Raw genomic sequence first — 15,369 nt, forward strand, 5'->3', positions numbered from 1 at the left:
TTCTCCGGGGCACGGACGACCTGCTGTCACCGCGTCTGTCGGTGCTCCATCGCCGTGACCGCGCCGCGGACGGCGACCCACGGCAGCAGGACCGGCGCCGTGAACAGGGCCACCGCGGCGACGCCCGCGCCGAGCGGGCCGGTCGTGGCCGTGATGCCGACCGCGACCAGCGCGCCGACGAACGCCAGCGGCGCCAGGGCGACGAGCGCGAGCACCGTCAGGGCCGCTCTGCTCCGGTGTTTGCCGCTCGATACCGTCGTCGTCCGATGGGAGGTTGGGTGTTCGGTTCGCATCTGTCTTCATCTGTATCGAGGACCCCCGGACGGATAATGGTAATCTGAATTACATTTCTGTATGCGAGCTTACTGGACCCTCCTTCTGTAAGGATACGTACACGAACCGAGCGGCGGGAGAACGATAGACGGGAGGAGGGCTCAGCGCTCGGTGATGAGGAACTCCTGGCCCTCCTTCATCCGGAGCGTCATCTGTGGCGAGAGCGGCGCGCCGTCGTGGTCGCCCTCCTCGCCGAGGTAGTAGAGCTCGTAGTCCTGGGCGATGGTCGCCAGCGAGAGTTTGGCTTCGAGCAGGGCGAACTGGCGGCCGATGCAGATGCGTGGGCCGCCGCCGAACGGCGCGTACGCGAAGTCGTGGAGGTTCTGCCGGAACTCGTCGGTCCACCGGTCCGGGTCGAAATCAGTAGGGTCGTCGAAGAACCGGGGGTCACGCTGGATGCGCCGGATGAGGACGCCGATACGCTCACCCTCGGGGACGCGATAGCCGTCGAACTGCACGTCCTGGTCGGCGACACGGGGGAGCGCGTAGACGGGGGGGAACAGCCGGAGCGTCTCGGTGACGACCTTGTCCGTGAACTCCAGCCGTCCCTCCTCGATGTCCTCGGCGGTCGGCGGGCCGTCCAGAGCGTCGACCTCCTGGTGGAACCGCTCGCGGATGTCGGGATGCTCGGCGAGCGCCCAGAGCGCGAACGTCAGCGACGTGGTCGTCGTGTCGTGGCCCGCGAAGATGATAGTCACCATCTGGTCGCGGAGGTCCTCGTCGGTGAACATCCCCGAGTCGGTCATCCCGGACTCGCGGAGGCCGACCAGCAGGCTCATCAGGTCGTCGGCCTCCGTCGGGTCCGCGGGCGGGTTCCGGGCGGCCTCGTCGAGCAGGCGGTCGGCCTCCTCCTGGAGCGTCTGCTTGCCCTGTCTGAACCGTCGGCGCGCGGGCGTCGGCATCCAGCGTGGAAGCGGGTAGGAGGTGGGCAGGAACCAGTCGTGCAGCGCCTCGGCACCCCGTCGGATCTTCTCGTCGCCGTCGAGTTCGAGCTCGCGCCCGAGGATGGCCGCGAACAGCACGTCCAGCGTCAGGTCGGTCATCTCCGACTGGAGGTCGAGTTGCTGGCCACCCTCCCAGCGACCGACGCGGCGCTGGACCTGCTCGACCATCGTCTCGGCGTGGCCCATCACGCTCTCGCGGACGAACAGCGGCTGCAGGGTCTTGCGCTGCTGGGCCCACTCCTCACCCTCGACGGTGAGGAGGCCGTCGCCGAACGCGATGCCGAAGTCGTCGGACTTGCGGAACTTCTCGCGCTCGGTCAGCATGACACGCTTCATGTGGTCCGGATGGGTGACCTGCGTCAGGTCACCGAGGCCGGGGAGCCAGACGCGGTAGACATCACGGACGGCCGCGGCCCGGTCGCTGAACCCGATGGGGTCCTGCACCTGCCGGAGCGCGTGCAGCTTCGGGTTCCCGAGGTTCGGCGGGTAGGGCGCCAGCGGCAGGTCCGATACCTCCTCGTCGGCCGCCGCTCCTGCCGAGTCGTCCTCCTCGTCGCGGACTCCTCCCGACCCGACGGTGTCGATGCTGCCGCCAGTCGGCCCGGTGTCTGAACTCATAGCCGGCGGTTGCGTGGTGTGTGTTGATAAGTCTCGTGCCCCGGATACGGGCGGGGGTCTTATGTCGGGGGGCGATGCGTCCGGAGCGACCGGAACGGCGGCGTCAACCGAGCCGGGTGTAGACGGCGGTTCCGACCCGCATCGCAACCAGCGGGACGAACGCGAGCTGTGCCATCAGCAGCGTCCACGCCGTGACGACGACCGGGACGTTCTGTCCGTGGGAGACGGTGACGCCGATGGCGAGGCCGGCGACGGCCACCACGAGCAGGGCGACGAGCAGGACACAGCCGAGGACGAGCAGGTCGACCAGCAGCGTCCGGATGCGCGAGCGCGCCGCCTGCCGGCGCTCCCGCCCCGCGATATCGACCGCCAGCGAGCGGGTGGCCGCCGACAGCCACCGTCGGAGGTCACGCATCCTGCGTCCCGAGCGGCTCCTCGGTGTCGCCGGCCTCGGTCGGTGTCGTCGCCTCCGTCGCCGCGTCGCCCGTCCGTGCCCGCCGCTCGGTGTGCTGGACGGCGATGTCGTCGTCGACGGTGACCCGGAGCTCCTCGTCGCCCAGCGGCACCGTCACCCGGAGCCGCCACGGGTCCCGCGAGAGGATCTCCAGATGCCGGTCGCTGATGCACCACTCCAGCGTCCAGAAGCGGACCGTGTTCAGGTCGATACCGTGGTCCCGATAGAAGGAGACGATCTCGGCGTCGTCCAGGAGCGTCAGCCCGACGGAGGAGACGATATGATTGTTGCACCGCTCGCACTCGTGGACGACGAACAGGTCCTGCTCGGCGATGGGTTTCACCTTGTCCGGCGGGAGGTCCTCGGGCTCGAGGATCTCAGTCCGCACGCGCCCGTTGCAGTCCGGGCAGACCCCGTCGGCGGTGAGGCAGGCAAGGTGTCGGGCCCGCTGGTTGAACGCCGACAGCACCTCGTCCCGGGAGCGGTCCTCCAGCCCTCCGGGCGGGAACGGGTAGGTGCCGTGTGGACGCTGGCACTCCGCGCACATGATGAGGAACGCCTCGTCACGGTACGAGGCCTGCAGACCGCCGCTACAGGCGACACACTCGCCCTCGACCGGGAACGGCTCCAGTTCGGGGTCCTGGTTGTACGTCCCCGCCAGCACCGCACGGACGATGGCCTTCCCCGCCTGGCGGAACTCGTAGCCGTCGTCGGTCTTGCGGACGAACTGGCCCCGCAGTTTGGAGAGGTGGTAGTTGAACTGTGCCGAATCGCGCATCCCCACCGACCGCCGCAGCTCCGAGAACGCCGCGGGCCGGTCGGCCGCCCACAGCGCCTCCAGGATATGCAGGCGCGTCTCGTTGCCGACGATGGCGAACGCGTCCGCCGGCGGGAGACACTCCTCGCACTGGAGGATGGAATCCTCGCTCGCGCTGGCGTCGTCGCTCATGTGTGTGCCGTCGTCCCGTACCGGCTAAAGCGTTGGCTGAAGCGGGTTTCTGTAAGGGAGCCGAGACGAGCGCCCGAGGGGCCACGGCGGGCGAGACAGCAGCGAGCGGTCGAGCCGACCCGACTGGCGTGACGCCCCACTTCGGTAGCCTTATACGCCGCAGGGGATGATAACCGGTATATTACTGATGTCGAACACACACCGACAACCGGAGGTGAACATCGGACTGGTCGGCCACGTCGACCACGGGAAGACGACCCTGGTGCAGGCGCTCTCGGGGGAGTGGACCGACCAGCACTCCGAGGAGATGAAACGCGGCATCTCCATCCGCCTCGGGTACGCTGACGCCACCTTCCGCCGGCGGCCGGGCGCCGACCCGCCCGAGTGCTACACTGTAGCAGAGGAGGTCGACGGCGAGGAGACGGAGGTCGTGCGGACGGTGTCGTTCGTCGACGCCCCCGGCCACGAGACGCTGATGGCGACGATGCTGTCGGGCGCATCCATCATGGACGGCGCCGTGCTGGTCATCGGCGCGAACGAGCCGGTGCCCCAGGCCCAGACCCAGGAGCACCTGATGGCGCTGGACATCATCGGCATCGACAACATCGTCATCGCCCAGAACAAGATCGACCTGGTCCGCGACCGCGAGGCCGCCCTCGAGAACAGGGAGCAGATCGAGAACTTCATCGAGGGGACCGTCGCCGAGGGCGCCCCCATCGTCCCCGTCTCCGCACAGCAGGAGGTCAACATCGACGTCCTCATCGACGCCATCGAGGAGGAGATTCCGACGCCCGAGCGCGACGCCGACGCCGACGCACGGCTGCAGGTCGCGCGCTCGTTCGACATCAACCGCCCCGGCACGGACGCCGGCGGGCTGATGGGCGGTGTCATCGGCGGCTCGCTCTCGCAGGGTCGCCTCCACGTCGACGACGAGATGGAGATCCGCCCGGGCCGCGAGGTCGAGGAGGGCGGCCAGTCTGAGTACCGCCCCGTCGAGACCACCGTCCGGTCGCTGCAGGCCGGCGGCGAGTCCGCCGACGAGGCCACGCCGGGTGGCCTCATCGGCGTCGGCACGGGACTGGACCCCTCGTTCACGAAGGGCGACGCGCTGGCCGGGCAGGTCGCCGGGCCGCCGGGCTCGCTCCCGCCGACGCGGGACTCGTTCGTGATGGACGTGGACCTGCTCGAACGGGTCGTCGGCGAGGACGCCGAGGAGATCGAGCCCATCTCGACGGGCGAACCCCTCATGCTCACCGTCGGGACCGCCACGACCGTCGGCTCCGTCACCAGCGCCCGCGACGAGGAGTGCGAGGTCGCGCTCAAGCGGCCCGTCTGCGCCCAGGAGGGCGCGAAGATCGCCATCAATCGCCGTGTCGGCTCGCGCTGGCGGCTCATCGGCGTGGGGACGCTGCGATAGGATGACCTCGGTCCTGCTCGACACCAACGCGCTCATGATGCCCGTCGAGTGCGACGTGCGCGTCTTCGAGGAACTCGACCGGGTGCTGGAGGACCCGGAGCCGGTCGTCCCGGCCGCGTGCGTCGCGGAGCTGGAGAAGCTCAGCGAGGGGCAGGGCGAGGAGGCCGTCGCCGCGAGCGTCGGCCGCGACCTCGCCGACCGGTGCGAGCAGGTCGCCCACACCGAGCAGTACGCCGACGACGCCGTCGTCGAGATCGCGACCCGCGACCCCGGCGAGGGAGCCACCGTCGACTGTGTCGCCACGAACGACGCCGAGCTGCGCGACCGCCTGCTGGCCCGCGACGTACCCGTAATCGGTTTACGCGGGCGAAACGAACTCGCGCTCACTCAGCCGTAACTCGCCGTCTCCCGGACCGCACACGAGAACACCACACCCGGACCACACACGATACAACCAATGTACAAACGCGTTCGACTCAAGGACACCGTCGAGGTGCCGCCCAAGCACCTGGCGGACGTCTCCCCCGACCTGGTGAAACGACTCCTGCAGGACAAACTGGAGGGCCGGATGGACGAGGACGTCGGCTCCGTCGTGAGCGTCATCGATATCCACGACATCGGCACCGGCGCCGTCCTCCCCAACCGCCCCGGCGTCTACTACGAGGCCGAGTTCGACGCTCTCACGTTCGACCCCGAGATGCAGGAGGTCGTCGACGGCGAGGTCGTCGAGGTCGTCAACTTCGGCGCCTTCGTCGGTATCGGCCCCGTCGACGGGCTGCTCCACGTCTCGCAGATCGACGACGAGTACCTCGCCTACGACGAGGAGAACCAGCAGCTCGCCTCGCGCGACTCCAGCCGCGTCCTCTCGGTGGGTGACTCCGTGCGGGCACGCATCGTCACCAAGAGCATCGACGAGCGGAATCCACGCGACTCGAAGATCGGCCTGACGGCCAAGCAGCCCGGTCTCGGCAAGCACGAGTGGCTCGAGCAGGACCGCAAGCGCCGGGCCCAGCAGGGCCAGGCGGGTGATTAGATGGCCGACCGACTCGTCTGCCGCGAGTGCCACCGCGTGCTCGAGACGGACGACGGGGAGCAGTGCCCCGCCTGCGGCTCGACCTCCGTCACGGAGGACTGGGCCGGCTACGTCATCATCGCCCACCCCGAGGAGTCACGGATCGCCGAGGAGATGGACGTGACCGAGCCGGGCAAGTACGCCCTCAAGGTCCGATAATGGCCGACGCCGGGGATGCGAACGGCGCCGACGACGACTCCCCGGACCCCGGCCAGCCCCGGGTCGTCCTCTCGCTGCCCGACTCGATGCGTCACGAGCTGAAGGACCCGCTCGGCCCCATCTACACCGACGCCGACGAACTGCTGGGCCGGTCGGGAAGCCCGCTCATCGCCGTCGGTGACATCGTCACCTACCATCTCCTGCTGGGCCACACCCGCCCGGCCATCGCGCTGGTCGACGGGAAGACGAAGCGGGAAGCCGTCACCGCGGAGGTCCGGGACGCCATCGACACGGGTGCGTTCGACCACCACGTCCGGGTCCGGAACCCGGCCGCGACGCTCACCGTGGGGCTCCTCGAGGAACTCCGGGCCGCGCTCGACCGCGCGACCGCCGGCGAGGGCCAGTCGACGGTCATCGAGGTGACGGAGGGCGAGGAGGACCTCGCCGCGCTCCCGGCGCTCGCCGTGGCGCCGGACGACGCGGGCGTCGTCTACGGCCAGCCCGACGAGGGGATGGTCCTCGCGACCGTGGACGACGAGGCCCGTGCCGGCGTCTGGGACCTCCTCGAACGGATGGACGGCGACATCGAGCAGGTCCGTGACCTGCTCGGGGCGTAACGCGGCGCGTGCGACACCGCGAGAGACGCCCTGGAATCCTCCCGAGACCCGGTTACTGTCGCGTCTGGTAGTAGTCCTCCTTCAACCACGCCAGTCCGGCGCCGGCATCCTTCGCAGCCGCCTCGAGCCGGCGCGTCAGGAGTTCGAACGCCTCCGAGTCCGAGACCCCCGTCGTCTGTCGCGCCGTCCGGAGCACGTCCCGTCGGCGCTCCAGCGAGTGGTACTCACGGACCGCCTTCCCCGCCTTGCGGAGCCGGAGCATCCGGTCGATGACGCTGAGCACCACGTCCTTCGTGACGGGTTTGGTGATGTAGTCGTCGAACGGGAGGCTGACGATGTCCGGCCCGGGGTCCACCGCGGTCAGCATGACGACGCGGGCGTCGTAACCCCGTTCTTTCATCTCCAGGAGGAACTCGTCACCGCCCATCCGGGGCATCCGACGGTCGAGGAGCACCACGTCCACGTCCTCGGTGATGACATCCAGCGCCTCCTGGCCGTCGTAGGCGACGAGGGTCTCGTGGCGCTCGCCGACCCAGGTCGAGAGGATCTCGGTCATCGCCGCCTCATCGTCGACGATGAGGACGGTCGCTCCCGGAGAGGAGACGGCGCCGGACGTGGGAGAAGACTCGGTGTTGCTGTCGGACATAACACTGTTACGGTTCCAGACAACCTTAATTTAGCGGTCACCAGGATATAGAGTATCACCCGCGCCGGCACGGCCCCGCGACGACCTCCGACGACGCCGAGGGACTGATACACCCGGCCACCCTACGGGCGCGTGAATGATCTCCATCGCCGACGTGGTCGGCCTGCTCGTCATCCTCGGGGTGAACTCGGCGGCGGCCGCCCTGCTGACCCGATTCTTCCGGGTCCGGCTCAACACCCGCTGGGGCGCGGCACTGTACGCCGTCCTGCTGGGAACGTTGGTCCTGACGGTCCTCACCATCGTCCTCGGAGGCGTGGGGCTCGGCCCGGACCTGGGCAACCCGGCCGCGGTCATGGGCCTGACGGTGGTCCTCCCGCTGGCGACCGGCATCGCCTTCGACTACTTCTGGATGCCCGCACCCGACGACGTGGACCTGCCCGCCGAGTACCGGGAGCGTTCGAGTCGGAACCGACGGGAGCTGTAGGGAGTGTAGTTGGAGCGGGATGCAGAGCTCTCCGTCGTGAATAGAACCGTGTTGGAAGCCCCTGGCCGCTTCCATTCCCACCCGAGATTACTCGTCTCACGGAGCGTCCGCACCGAGCCAGCACGGTGCGAAGCGACCCTGGAGCGCTGCATCGGGCGGGACTGAAAGGGGCCGCGGGCTGAGCGGTCCCCCGGCGACGTAAGCACCGCAGGGTGAGCGAAGCGAACCCGAGGAGCGCAGCGAGCCGCGGGACCCTCAGCCCGCGGGGGCTTTCAACAGAGTCCGGTCAGCGCTGTCGGCTCGACTCCCACCAGAGCAGACCAGTAACCACGCACGACCAGCCTACCGACAGGGCTACAGCCCCACGGTTACCGGCGACATAGAACTTCAGCACACCACAATAACCAATTATATCTCGTAATTAATATCTATCTGTGCCCATAATATATGAATAGGGACCATTAGAAATAAAATCCCCAGAGAATACGAACTACGTCTCGCTGCTACTCGTCGGGGTCGTCCGAGTCCGCGACCTGCCGCAATCGCGCCACGCCGTCACACTCCTCGAGTACGTCGACCACGGGGTCGGGGACGAGCGACTGCCAGTCGCCGCCGTCGATGATGCGCTGGCGGACCTCGGTGCCCTGGAACTCGTCGCGGCGGTACATCTCGGACTGGCGGACCTCGATGCCGGCCTCCTCGAACAGCCGGATGACGAGCGGGTTGTTGGAGTAGGCCACGTCGAAGTTCGGGCTCATCGACTGGACGTGACTTACCCAGACCGCGTTGCGGTTGAGGTCCTCGATGGGGACCGCGTAGGTGAGCAGGTCCATCCCCTGGGTGGCCTTCGTGATCATCATCACCCGTTCGCCGGCGGTGAACGGGTCGTGGGGCGTGTGCGACTGGTCGGCGCTCCCGATGCCGAGAACGAGTTCGTCCACGTCCCGAGCGATGCGCTCGACCATCGCCTGGTGACCCTCGTGGTAGGGCTGGAATCGCCCGATGTAGAACCCTCGACTGGTTGCCATCCTGTCTCCTCGACGGATTGTGTGGCCCCGTTCATAAGCCCCCCGGGTCGCCGTCCCACGCGGCGGCCGCCCGTCACCACGCTCGCTGGCCGGTCCACGAGGAGCGCCGGGCACCGCCAGCAGCTGCTCGCGCCGAAACTCGTTAGAGAGCCGCTGTCGCCCGGTTTACGCGTGTACGGCGGTCACCAGTTGGGAGAAAGTATATCAGTCGAAGGCCCCTCCATATCGATGATAGCAACGGTTCTATGAGCGATGACAACAACGCGGATGAGCACCCCGGTCGCGGGTCCGAGGACGAGGTGCCCGAGGAGGAGCACCCCGACCCGGGCATCCCGCTCGACCGGGAGGAGAGCGAGACCCCGAGCGGGCCGCCGGCGCCCGCCGAGGAGTCCGACGAACTGACCGACGGGTCGGACCTCGGGAGCGACGTCACCGTCGAGGCCGGCGCGGAGGTCGAGCCCGAGGAGGAGGACGGGCTGCTCGGTGGCCTCCAGATCGGCTCGACCGACGATATCGAGGTTCCCGACCGCCTCGTCGACCAGGTCATCGGGCAGGACGACGCCCGCGACATCATCCTGAAGGCGGCCAAGCAGCGCCGCCACGTCATGATGATCGGCTCGCCCGGGACGGGCAAGTCGATGCTCGCGAAGGCGATGAGCCAGCTCCTCCCGAAGGAGGACCTGCAGGACATCCTCGTCTACCACAACCCGGACGACGGCAACGAGCCGAAGGTCCGCACCGTGCCCGCGGGGAAGGGCGAACAGATCGTCGAAGCACACAAGGAGGAAGCCAGGAAGCGCAACCAGATGCGGAGCTTCCTGATGTGGATCATCATCGCGGTGGTCTTCGGCTACTCGCTGCTCATCGCCGGGCAACTCCTGCTCGGCATCCTGGCGGCGGGTGTCATCTACCTCGCGTTCCGCTACTCCTCGCGGGGCAGCGACGCGATGATCCCGAACCTGCTGGTCAACAACGCCGACCAGCAGACCGCGCCGTTCGAGGACGCGACCGGCGCGCACGCCGGCGCACTGCTCGGCGACGTCCGGCACGACCCGTTCCAGTCCGGCGGGATGGAGACCCCGAGCCACGACCGCGTGGAAGCGGGCGCCATCCACAAGGCCAACAAGGGCGTGCTGTTCGTCGACGAGATCAACACCCTCGACATCCGGTCCCAGCAGAAGCTGATGACCGCCATCCAGGAGGGCGAGTTCTCCATCACGGGCCAGTCCGAGCGCTCCTCGGGTGCGATGGTCCAGACCGAGGCCGTCCCGTGTGACTTCGTGATGGTCGCCGCCGGGAACCTCGACGCGATGGAGAACATGCACCCGGCGCTGCGCTCCCGTATCAAGGGGTACGGCTACGAGGTGTACATGGACGACACCATCCGCGACACCCCGGAGATGCGCCGGAAGTACGCCCGGTTCATCGCCCAGGAGGTCGAGAAGGACGGCCGGCTCCCCGCGTTCGACGAGGGCGCGATGGAGGAGGTCATCCTCGAGGCCCAGCGGCGTGCCGGCCGGAAGGAGCACCTCACGCTGGAACTCCGGAACCTCGGCGGCCTCGTGCGTGTCGCGGGCGACATCGCCCGGGCCGAGAACGCCGAGTTCACCACGCGCGACCACGTGCTGCAGGCCAAGCGCCGCAGCCGCTCCATCGAGCAGCAGCTCGCCGACGACTACATCGAGCGCCGGAAGGACTACGAGCTCTCCGTCTCGGAGGGCCAGGTCGTCGGGCGCGTCAACGGCCTCGCCGTCATGGGCGAGGACTCCGGTATCGTGATGCCCGTCATGGCGGAGGTCACGCCGGCACAGGGTGCCGGTGAGGTCATCGCCACCGGGAACCTGCAGGACATCGCTCAGGAGGCCGTCCAGAACGTCTCGGCCATCATCAAGAAGTTCTCGGACGAGGACATCGGCAAGAAGGACATCCACATCCAGTACGTCATGTCCTACGAGGGCGTGCAGGGTGATTCGGCCAGCGTGACGATGGCCACGGCGGTCATCTCCGCGCTGGAGGACATCCCCGTCGAGCAGGACCTCGCCATGACCGGCTCGCTGTCGGTCCGTGGCGACGTGCTGCCGGTCGGGGGCGTGACCCACAAGATCGAGGCCGCCGCCAAGACCGGCCTCGACCGGGTCATCATCCCGGCCGCCAACGAGCAGGACGTGATGATCGAGGAGGAGTTCAAGGACCAGATCGAGATCATCCCGGTCACGCACATCAGCGAGGTGCTGGAGGTCGCGCTGGCCGGCGAACCCGAGAAGGACTCGCTGGTCGACCGCCTCAAGAACATCACCGGCTCCGCGCTGGACCGGCAGGTCGGCCGCTCCAGCGGCTCTCCCTCGCCGCAGTAAGGTGCGGTGGGCCGCGTTCGCGGGCGTCGCGGTCGCGGTCACGGTTCTGCTGCTTCTTCTGGCGCGCGCCTCACAGGCAGCCGTCGGCACGCCACCTGCCACGCCGGGCGAGGTCCGCTGGCTCGACCGGCTCGAGGACGGCGCCGACCACCTCGACGCCAGCGGGGCGCCCGACCCCACACCAGCGAGCCCGTTCGAGGCGTCGATGGCGGGTCCGGATTCGATGTCCTCGGCCGTCCTGCTGGTCAACGTCGCCTTCTCGCAGGGCCTGTTCGGACTCCTCCTCCTCGCCGGAGCGTGGTACACCGGCATCCCGGCGAGCGCGTTCGGCGTCGGGAGCGCCGATGTCGGTCTCGATGCGCTCGCGGTCGGCGTGGGCTTCGGCATCGCGCTCTCGCTGGCCAACGGCGTCGCGGGCGCCGCCGCGAGCGCGCTGGGGCACGACCCCAGCGAGGACCTCCGCGAGCTGCTCGCCCCCGACTCGGCCGGTGGCTGGGTGCTGCTGCTGGGCGTGGTCCTGCCGCTCATCGCGGGCTTCGAGGAGCTCCTCTTCCGCGGGGCGCTCGTCGGCGTCATGGCGACGGGCTTCGGCTGGTCGCCGTGGCTGCTGGCGGTCGCGTCGTCGGTCGCCTTCGCACTGGGCCATGGCGCACAGGGGCCCATCGGCATCGTCGTGACGGGGCTGCTGGGATTCGTCCTCGCGGCCGGCTACGTCGTGACGGGGAGCCTGCTGGTCGTGGTGGTCGCGCACTACCTCGTCAACGCCGTGGAGTTCGTGGCCTACGAGGGGTTCGGGCTGGAGCCGCCGTTCGGGCCCTGACGCGGTGGTCGACGCTACAGACCCTCCAGCGACCGGAGCTTCTGCTCGACCTTCGGCGGCGCCGAGCTGGGGCCATCGCGGACGCGGTGGTCGGGAACGACGATGGGGACCGGGTTCGTGTCGAGCGCCATCCGCACGGTCTGGAGGTCGCCCTGGTCGTCGTCGTCCAGCCCGGCCATGCGGGCCAGCCGCTCGACGGAGACGTCTTCGCCGTACGGCACGTTCCGGAGTGCCTCCAGCACGGTCCGCTGCTCGGTGGGGACGGTCAGCGCGATATCGACGTCCTGGAACTGGTCCTTCTTCCCCTCGAGATAGGCGAAGATACGCTTCAGCAGCGGGTACTCGTCCTCCGCATCCTCGTTGGGCTCCGCCGGGAAGGAGACGTTGATGAGCTTCTCGCCCGCGACGCCCAGCTGGACGTGGCGGTCGAGGTACGGCGACTCGCGGGCGTAGATGCCCGTCTCGTACTCCGGGCCGGGCGCGCCGTCGTCGGTGGTCACGTCGGCCGTGTCAGCCGGGTCGGCCGGGTCGGCCGGCGGGTCGGCGTCCTCGGCGTCCGCGTCGGCTTTCACCGACATATCGTCCTCGGGGGCGTCCTCGGGGTCGGGCATGGACGGGGCATCGCCCGTCCGGGCAATCAAGCTTCGCCCGTCGTCGCCCGCTCACGGAGTCGCTCGTAGGCCGCGTGTCCCCCGGCGGCCAGCAGGAAGGCGATGCCGACGTTCGCGAGGAGCGCGGCGACGCCCGTTCCGACGACCACCGCGCCCTCGGCGGGCGTCTCGACCGATTCGAGCGCCACGCGGCCGAGGTGGACCGCCACGAGGACGAGCAGCACGCCCAGGGCGGCCATCGGGAAGCTGCTCCAGAGGCCGGCGACCAGCGCGGCACCGGCGTAGAGGACCGCGAGAACGATGTTCGCGCCGGCGGTCCGCGCCCCGAAGGCGTGCTTGCCGGCGAGGCCACCGGAGCCGTGACACATCGGCACCCCGCCCAGCGGCACCGCGAGCAGGTTGGTGACACCCATGCTCCGCGCGAGACCGTCGGGCGAGATATCGCGACTGTAGAGGTCGTCGACCAGGAGCGCCGTCGCGACGGCGGCGTTACCGACGGTCATGGCGAGCTGGCCGGCGAGGCCGGTCAGCGCGTCCTGCGTGACCATCGGGGTCGGGAACGCCGAGAGCGTGGGGACCGCGACTGTCGGCGTCCCGCCGACGGCGTAGAGCGCCGCGAGCGTGCCCGCGAGTAGCACCGCGGGCGCGGGTGCGCGATGGTCGACGAGCGCGGCGACGGCAGCGACGGCGACGCCACCGGCTGCCACGACGGGCGCGCCGGCCGCGAGTTCGACGCCCGCGACGAGCAGGAGGAGCGCGACCGCGAACTGGACCCCGCGGACGACCGGGCGCCCGACGAGGCGAGCGATACGACCGACGAGACCGGTCACGCCCGCGGCGAGCAGGAAGCCGCCGGCGAGGAGGCCGGCAGCGACGAGTTCGCCGTAGCCGAGCGTCCCGGCGATGGCGAGGCCGGCGAGTGCCTTCATCGGCTCGACGGACATCGGTAGCCCGTAGTGGACCCCCCAGACGACCTGGAAGACCGCGAACCCCAGCAACACCAGCCCGAGCGAGGCGTCGGTGAGGGCACCCAGCGCCACGACGAGCGGGAGGACCGTGATCGAATCTCCAAGCGCACCGGCGACCTCGCCGCGGTCGAACCGAAGCGCGACCTGTCGTCCGAACACCTCCGCCGTGGCCATCGCCGTCCGGTAGCGGCCGCCACCACATGACGCTTATCAGAAACCTTACACAGATGCGCGGCCAGGGGGAGTGTAACCGTGAGTGGTTCCGCGGTCAGTAGACGAGTTCGCCGCGGACGAACGCGCGGGCCCGGTCGTCGTCGGGGTCGTCGAAGACCCGTTCCGTGGCGCCCTGCTCGATGACGGTGCCGTCGAGCATGACGGCGCTGCGGTCGGCGACGCGGCGTGCCTGTGCCATGTCGTGGGTGGCGAGTACGACGGCGATGCCGCGGTCGCGGGCGTCGGCGACGGCGGTCTCGATGGCGTCGGTGTTCCGGGGGTCGAGGTTGGAAGTGGGCTCGTCCAGCAGCATCACGGCCGGGTCGGTCGCGAGCGCACGGGCGACGGCGACCCGCTGGGCCTCGCCGGCCGAGAGCGAGCGGGCGTTCCGGTCGGCCATCCCCCCCAGGCCGACCGTCTCGAGGGCACGGGTCACCCGGGCAGGTGGCTCGCTTCGGCCGACCAGTCCCCGGAGCCAGCGGGCGGCGCGCTCGCGCCACGACCGGCGGACGGTGAGTCCGTACGCGACGTTCCGGGCGACGCTGCCGGTGAACAGCGAGCGGTCCTGGAAGACGAAGGCGATACGGCGGCGGAGCCGCAGGCGCTCCCGGTCGCCGAGCGTCCAGGCGTCACGCCCGTCGACGGTGACCCGTCCCTCGTCCGGCGGATCGAACAGCGCGAGCAGCCGCAGGAGCGTCGTCTTCCCGGTCCCCGAAGGCCCGACCAGCGCGACGACCTCGCCGGGCTCGGCGGCGAGGCTGGTGTCCGAGAGCACGCGCTGCTGGCCGTCGCTCCCCGCGTAGCCGTAGGTCACCCCATCCGCGACGACACGCGTGCCGTCCACGGCGGGGGGCGCGTCGGTCTCAGATGCGTCGGTCGGCTCGGCATCCCGGCGGCCGTGGGCGGCGCCCGTGTCGGGGCCGCTCGCGGTCACGAGCGCTCCCCCCGGGCACGGACCACGTTGCCGACGGCGTTGACCCCGAGCGCGAGCGCCAGCAGGACGACCCCGAGCGCGATGCCGACCTCGTACTGGCCCCGGCGGGCCTCGATGGTGATGGCGGTGGTCAGGGTGCGCGTGAGCGAGACGAGTTCGCCCGACTGGTTGCGGATAGCGATGTTGCCGCCGACGATGAGGACGGAGCCGACCTCACTGACGGCACGACCGAACCCCGCGAGGATGGCGGTGATGAGACCGTAGCGGGCCTCCCGGAGGACCGCAAGCTGCACGTCGCGGCGGGTCCCCCCGGCGGCGAAGGCGGCGTCCCGGAGCGACTCGTCCACGTCCTCGATGGCCGACAGCGAGACGCTCGTGATGACCGGCACGGCGAGGATACACTGGGAGACGACCATCGCCTCCTTCGTGAACAGGAGTTCGACACCGCCGAAGCGGAGCGGACCGACGGCGAACCCCCCGCCGACCGGCCCCTGGTTCGACAGGAGCAGGAGGACCGCCAGTCCGACCACGACGCTGGGAAAGCCCATCCCCGTGTTGATGACCGTCTCGACCACACGCTTGCCGCGGAAGTCGACGAAGCCCATCGTCAGCGAGATAGCGAGGCTGATGAGGGTGCTGATGCCGACGGCGACGAGGCTCACCTGCAGCGTGACGAGCACCACGCTGACGAGATAGCGCGTGCCGAACTCGGAGAGCAGTCCTGCTCCTGCCATGCTGTCTGGGTGCC

The 15,369-nt window shown here is 69.5% G+C and carries 18 protein-coding genes; 8 read left to right on the top strand and 10 right to left on the bottom strand.

Translation table 11 applies throughout. From position 1 onward, the window contains the following. Positions 1-26: 26 nt before the first annotated feature. The 4 genes from NL114_RS03225 to NL114_RS03240 all read right to left on the bottom strand — a co-directional run bounded on the left by NL114_RS03225 (position 27) and on the right by NL114_RS03240 (position 3,298). Positions 27-293 carry a hypothetical protein gene (locus tag NL114_RS03225; RefSeq protein ID WP_254823363.1) on the bottom strand — a complete coding sequence of 89 codons (267 nt, stop codon included), beginning with the start codon at positions 291-293 and terminating at the stop codon, positions 27-29. A gap of 141 nt (positions 294-434) precedes the next feature. Continuing rightward, positions 435-1,895 (bottom strand): cytochrome P450, encoded by a 1,461-nt coding sequence (locus NL114_RS03230; RefSeq protein ID WP_254823364.1) that lies wholly within the window; start codon positions 1,893-1,895, stop codon positions 435-437. Positions 1,896-1,998: 103 nt separating this feature from the next. Further along, complete coding sequence (locus tag NL114_RS03235; RefSeq protein WP_254823365.1) at positions 1,999-2,310, bottom strand: hypothetical protein; 312 nt, start codon at positions 2,308-2,310, stop codon at positions 1,999-2,001. Next, positions 2,303-3,298, bottom strand: a complete 996-nt coding sequence (locus NL114_RS03240) for a winged helix-turn-helix domain-containing protein (protein WP_254823366.1) — start codon at positions 3,296-3,298, stop codon at positions 2,303-2,305. The genes NL114_RS03235 and NL114_RS03240 overlap by 8 nt, the downstream gene beginning before the upstream one ends. A gap of 187 nt (positions 3,299-3,485) precedes the next feature. Between NL114_RS03240 and NL114_RS03245 the strand changes: the two genes are divergently transcribed. The 5 genes from NL114_RS03245 to NL114_RS03265 are packed head-to-tail and all read left to right on the top strand — an operon-like array spanning position 3,486 to position 6,563. Further along, positions 3,486-4,715: a translation initiation factor IF-2 subunit gamma gene (locus NL114_RS03245; protein ID WP_254823367.1), complete on the top strand. Its 1,230-nt coding sequence runs from the start codon at positions 3,486-3,488 to the stop codon at positions 4,713-4,715. 1 nt (position 4,716) lies between these two features. Further along, entirely contained in the window at positions 4,717-5,112 is a 396-nt protein-coding gene (locus tag NL114_RS03250; RefSeq protein ID WP_254823368.1) for a type II toxin-antitoxin system VapC family toxin, read from the top strand. A gap of 60 nt (positions 5,113-5,172) precedes the next feature. Beyond that, positions 5,173-5,748, top strand: coding sequence for a DNA-directed RNA polymerase (locus tag NL114_RS03255; protein ID WP_254823369.1), 576 nt, complete (start codon positions 5,173-5,175; stop codon positions 5,746-5,748). After that, positions 5,749-5,946: a transcription elongation factor subunit Spt4 gene (gene spt4 / locus NL114_RS03260; RefSeq protein ID WP_254823370.1), complete on the top strand. Its 198-nt coding sequence runs from the start codon at positions 5,749-5,751 to the stop codon at positions 5,944-5,946. Then, positions 5,946-6,563: a GTP-dependent dephospho-CoA kinase family protein gene (locus NL114_RS03265; protein ID WP_434084107.1), complete on the top strand. Its 618-nt coding sequence runs from the start codon at positions 5,946-5,948 to the stop codon at positions 6,561-6,563. Before spt4 ends, NL114_RS03265 begins: the two co-directional genes overlap by 1 nt. A 52-nt stretch (positions 6,564-6,615) precedes the next feature. On the opposite strand, the gene NL114_RS03270 is transcribed toward NL114_RS03265, so the two are convergent. Beyond that, on the bottom strand, positions 6,616-7,209 hold the full coding sequence (locus NL114_RS03270; RefSeq protein ID WP_254823371.1) for a response regulator transcription factor: 594 nt from the start codon (positions 7,207-7,209) through the stop codon (positions 6,616-6,618). A gap of 136 nt (positions 7,210-7,345) precedes the next feature. On the opposite strand from NL114_RS03270, the gene NL114_RS03275 reads away from it, so the two are divergent. Further along, positions 7,346-7,693, top strand: coding sequence for a DUF7991 family protein (locus NL114_RS03275; protein WP_254823372.1), 348 nt, complete (start codon positions 7,346-7,348; stop codon positions 7,691-7,693). A 503-nt stretch (positions 7,694-8,196) separates the two neighbouring features. On the opposite strand, the gene NL114_RS03280 is transcribed toward NL114_RS03275, so the two are convergent. Beyond that, complete coding sequence (locus NL114_RS03280) at positions 8,197-8,721, bottom strand: nicotinamide-nucleotide adenylyltransferase (protein WP_254823373.1); 525 nt, start codon at positions 8,719-8,721, stop codon at positions 8,197-8,199. A gap of 245 nt (positions 8,722-8,966) precedes the next feature. Between NL114_RS03280 and lonB the strand changes: the two genes are divergently transcribed. Further along, entirely contained in the window at positions 8,967-11,075 is a 2,109-nt protein-coding gene (gene lonB / locus NL114_RS03285) for an ATP-dependent protease LonB (protein WP_254823374.1), read from the top strand. A gap of 1 nt (position 11,076) precedes the next feature. Continuing rightward, a complete protein-coding gene (locus NL114_RS03290; RefSeq protein ID WP_254823375.1) occupies positions 11,077-11,895 on the top strand; it encodes a CPBP family intramembrane glutamic endopeptidase in 819 nt (272 codons plus the stop codon). Between the two features lie 14 nt (positions 11,896-11,909). On the opposite strand, the gene NL114_RS03295 is transcribed toward NL114_RS03290, so the two are convergent. The 4 genes from NL114_RS03295 to NL114_RS03310 all read right to left on the bottom strand — a co-directional run bounded on the left by NL114_RS03295 (position 11,910) and on the right by NL114_RS03310 (position 15,355). Beyond that, a complete protein-coding gene (locus NL114_RS03295; RefSeq protein ID WP_434084120.1) occupies positions 11,910-12,473 on the bottom strand; it encodes an MGMT family protein in 564 nt (187 codons plus the stop codon). A gap of 59 nt (positions 12,474-12,532) precedes the next feature. Further along, the gene (locus NL114_RS03300) at positions 12,533-13,648 is read right to left on the bottom strand and encodes a putative sulfate/molybdate transporter (protein ID WP_254823376.1); all 1,116 of its coding nucleotides are present in this window, start codon (positions 13,646-13,648) and stop codon (positions 12,533-12,535) included. A gap of 94 nt (positions 13,649-13,742) precedes the next feature. Next, the gene (locus NL114_RS03305; RefSeq protein WP_254823377.1) at positions 13,743-14,621 is read right to left on the bottom strand and encodes an ABC transporter ATP-binding protein; all 879 of its coding nucleotides are present in this window, start codon (positions 14,619-14,621) and stop codon (positions 13,743-13,745) included. Next, entirely contained in the window at positions 14,618-15,355 is a 738-nt protein-coding gene (locus NL114_RS03310) for an ABC transporter permease (RefSeq protein WP_254823378.1), read from the bottom strand. Before NL114_RS03310 ends, NL114_RS03305 begins: the two co-directional genes overlap by 4 nt. Between the last annotated feature and the right edge of the window lie 14 nt (positions 15,356-15,369).

The sequence above is a fragment of the Haloglomus halophilum genome (assembly GCF_024298885.1).
GTDB lineage: Archaea > Halobacteriota > Halobacteria > Halobacteriales > Haloarculaceae > Haloglomus > Haloglomus halophilum.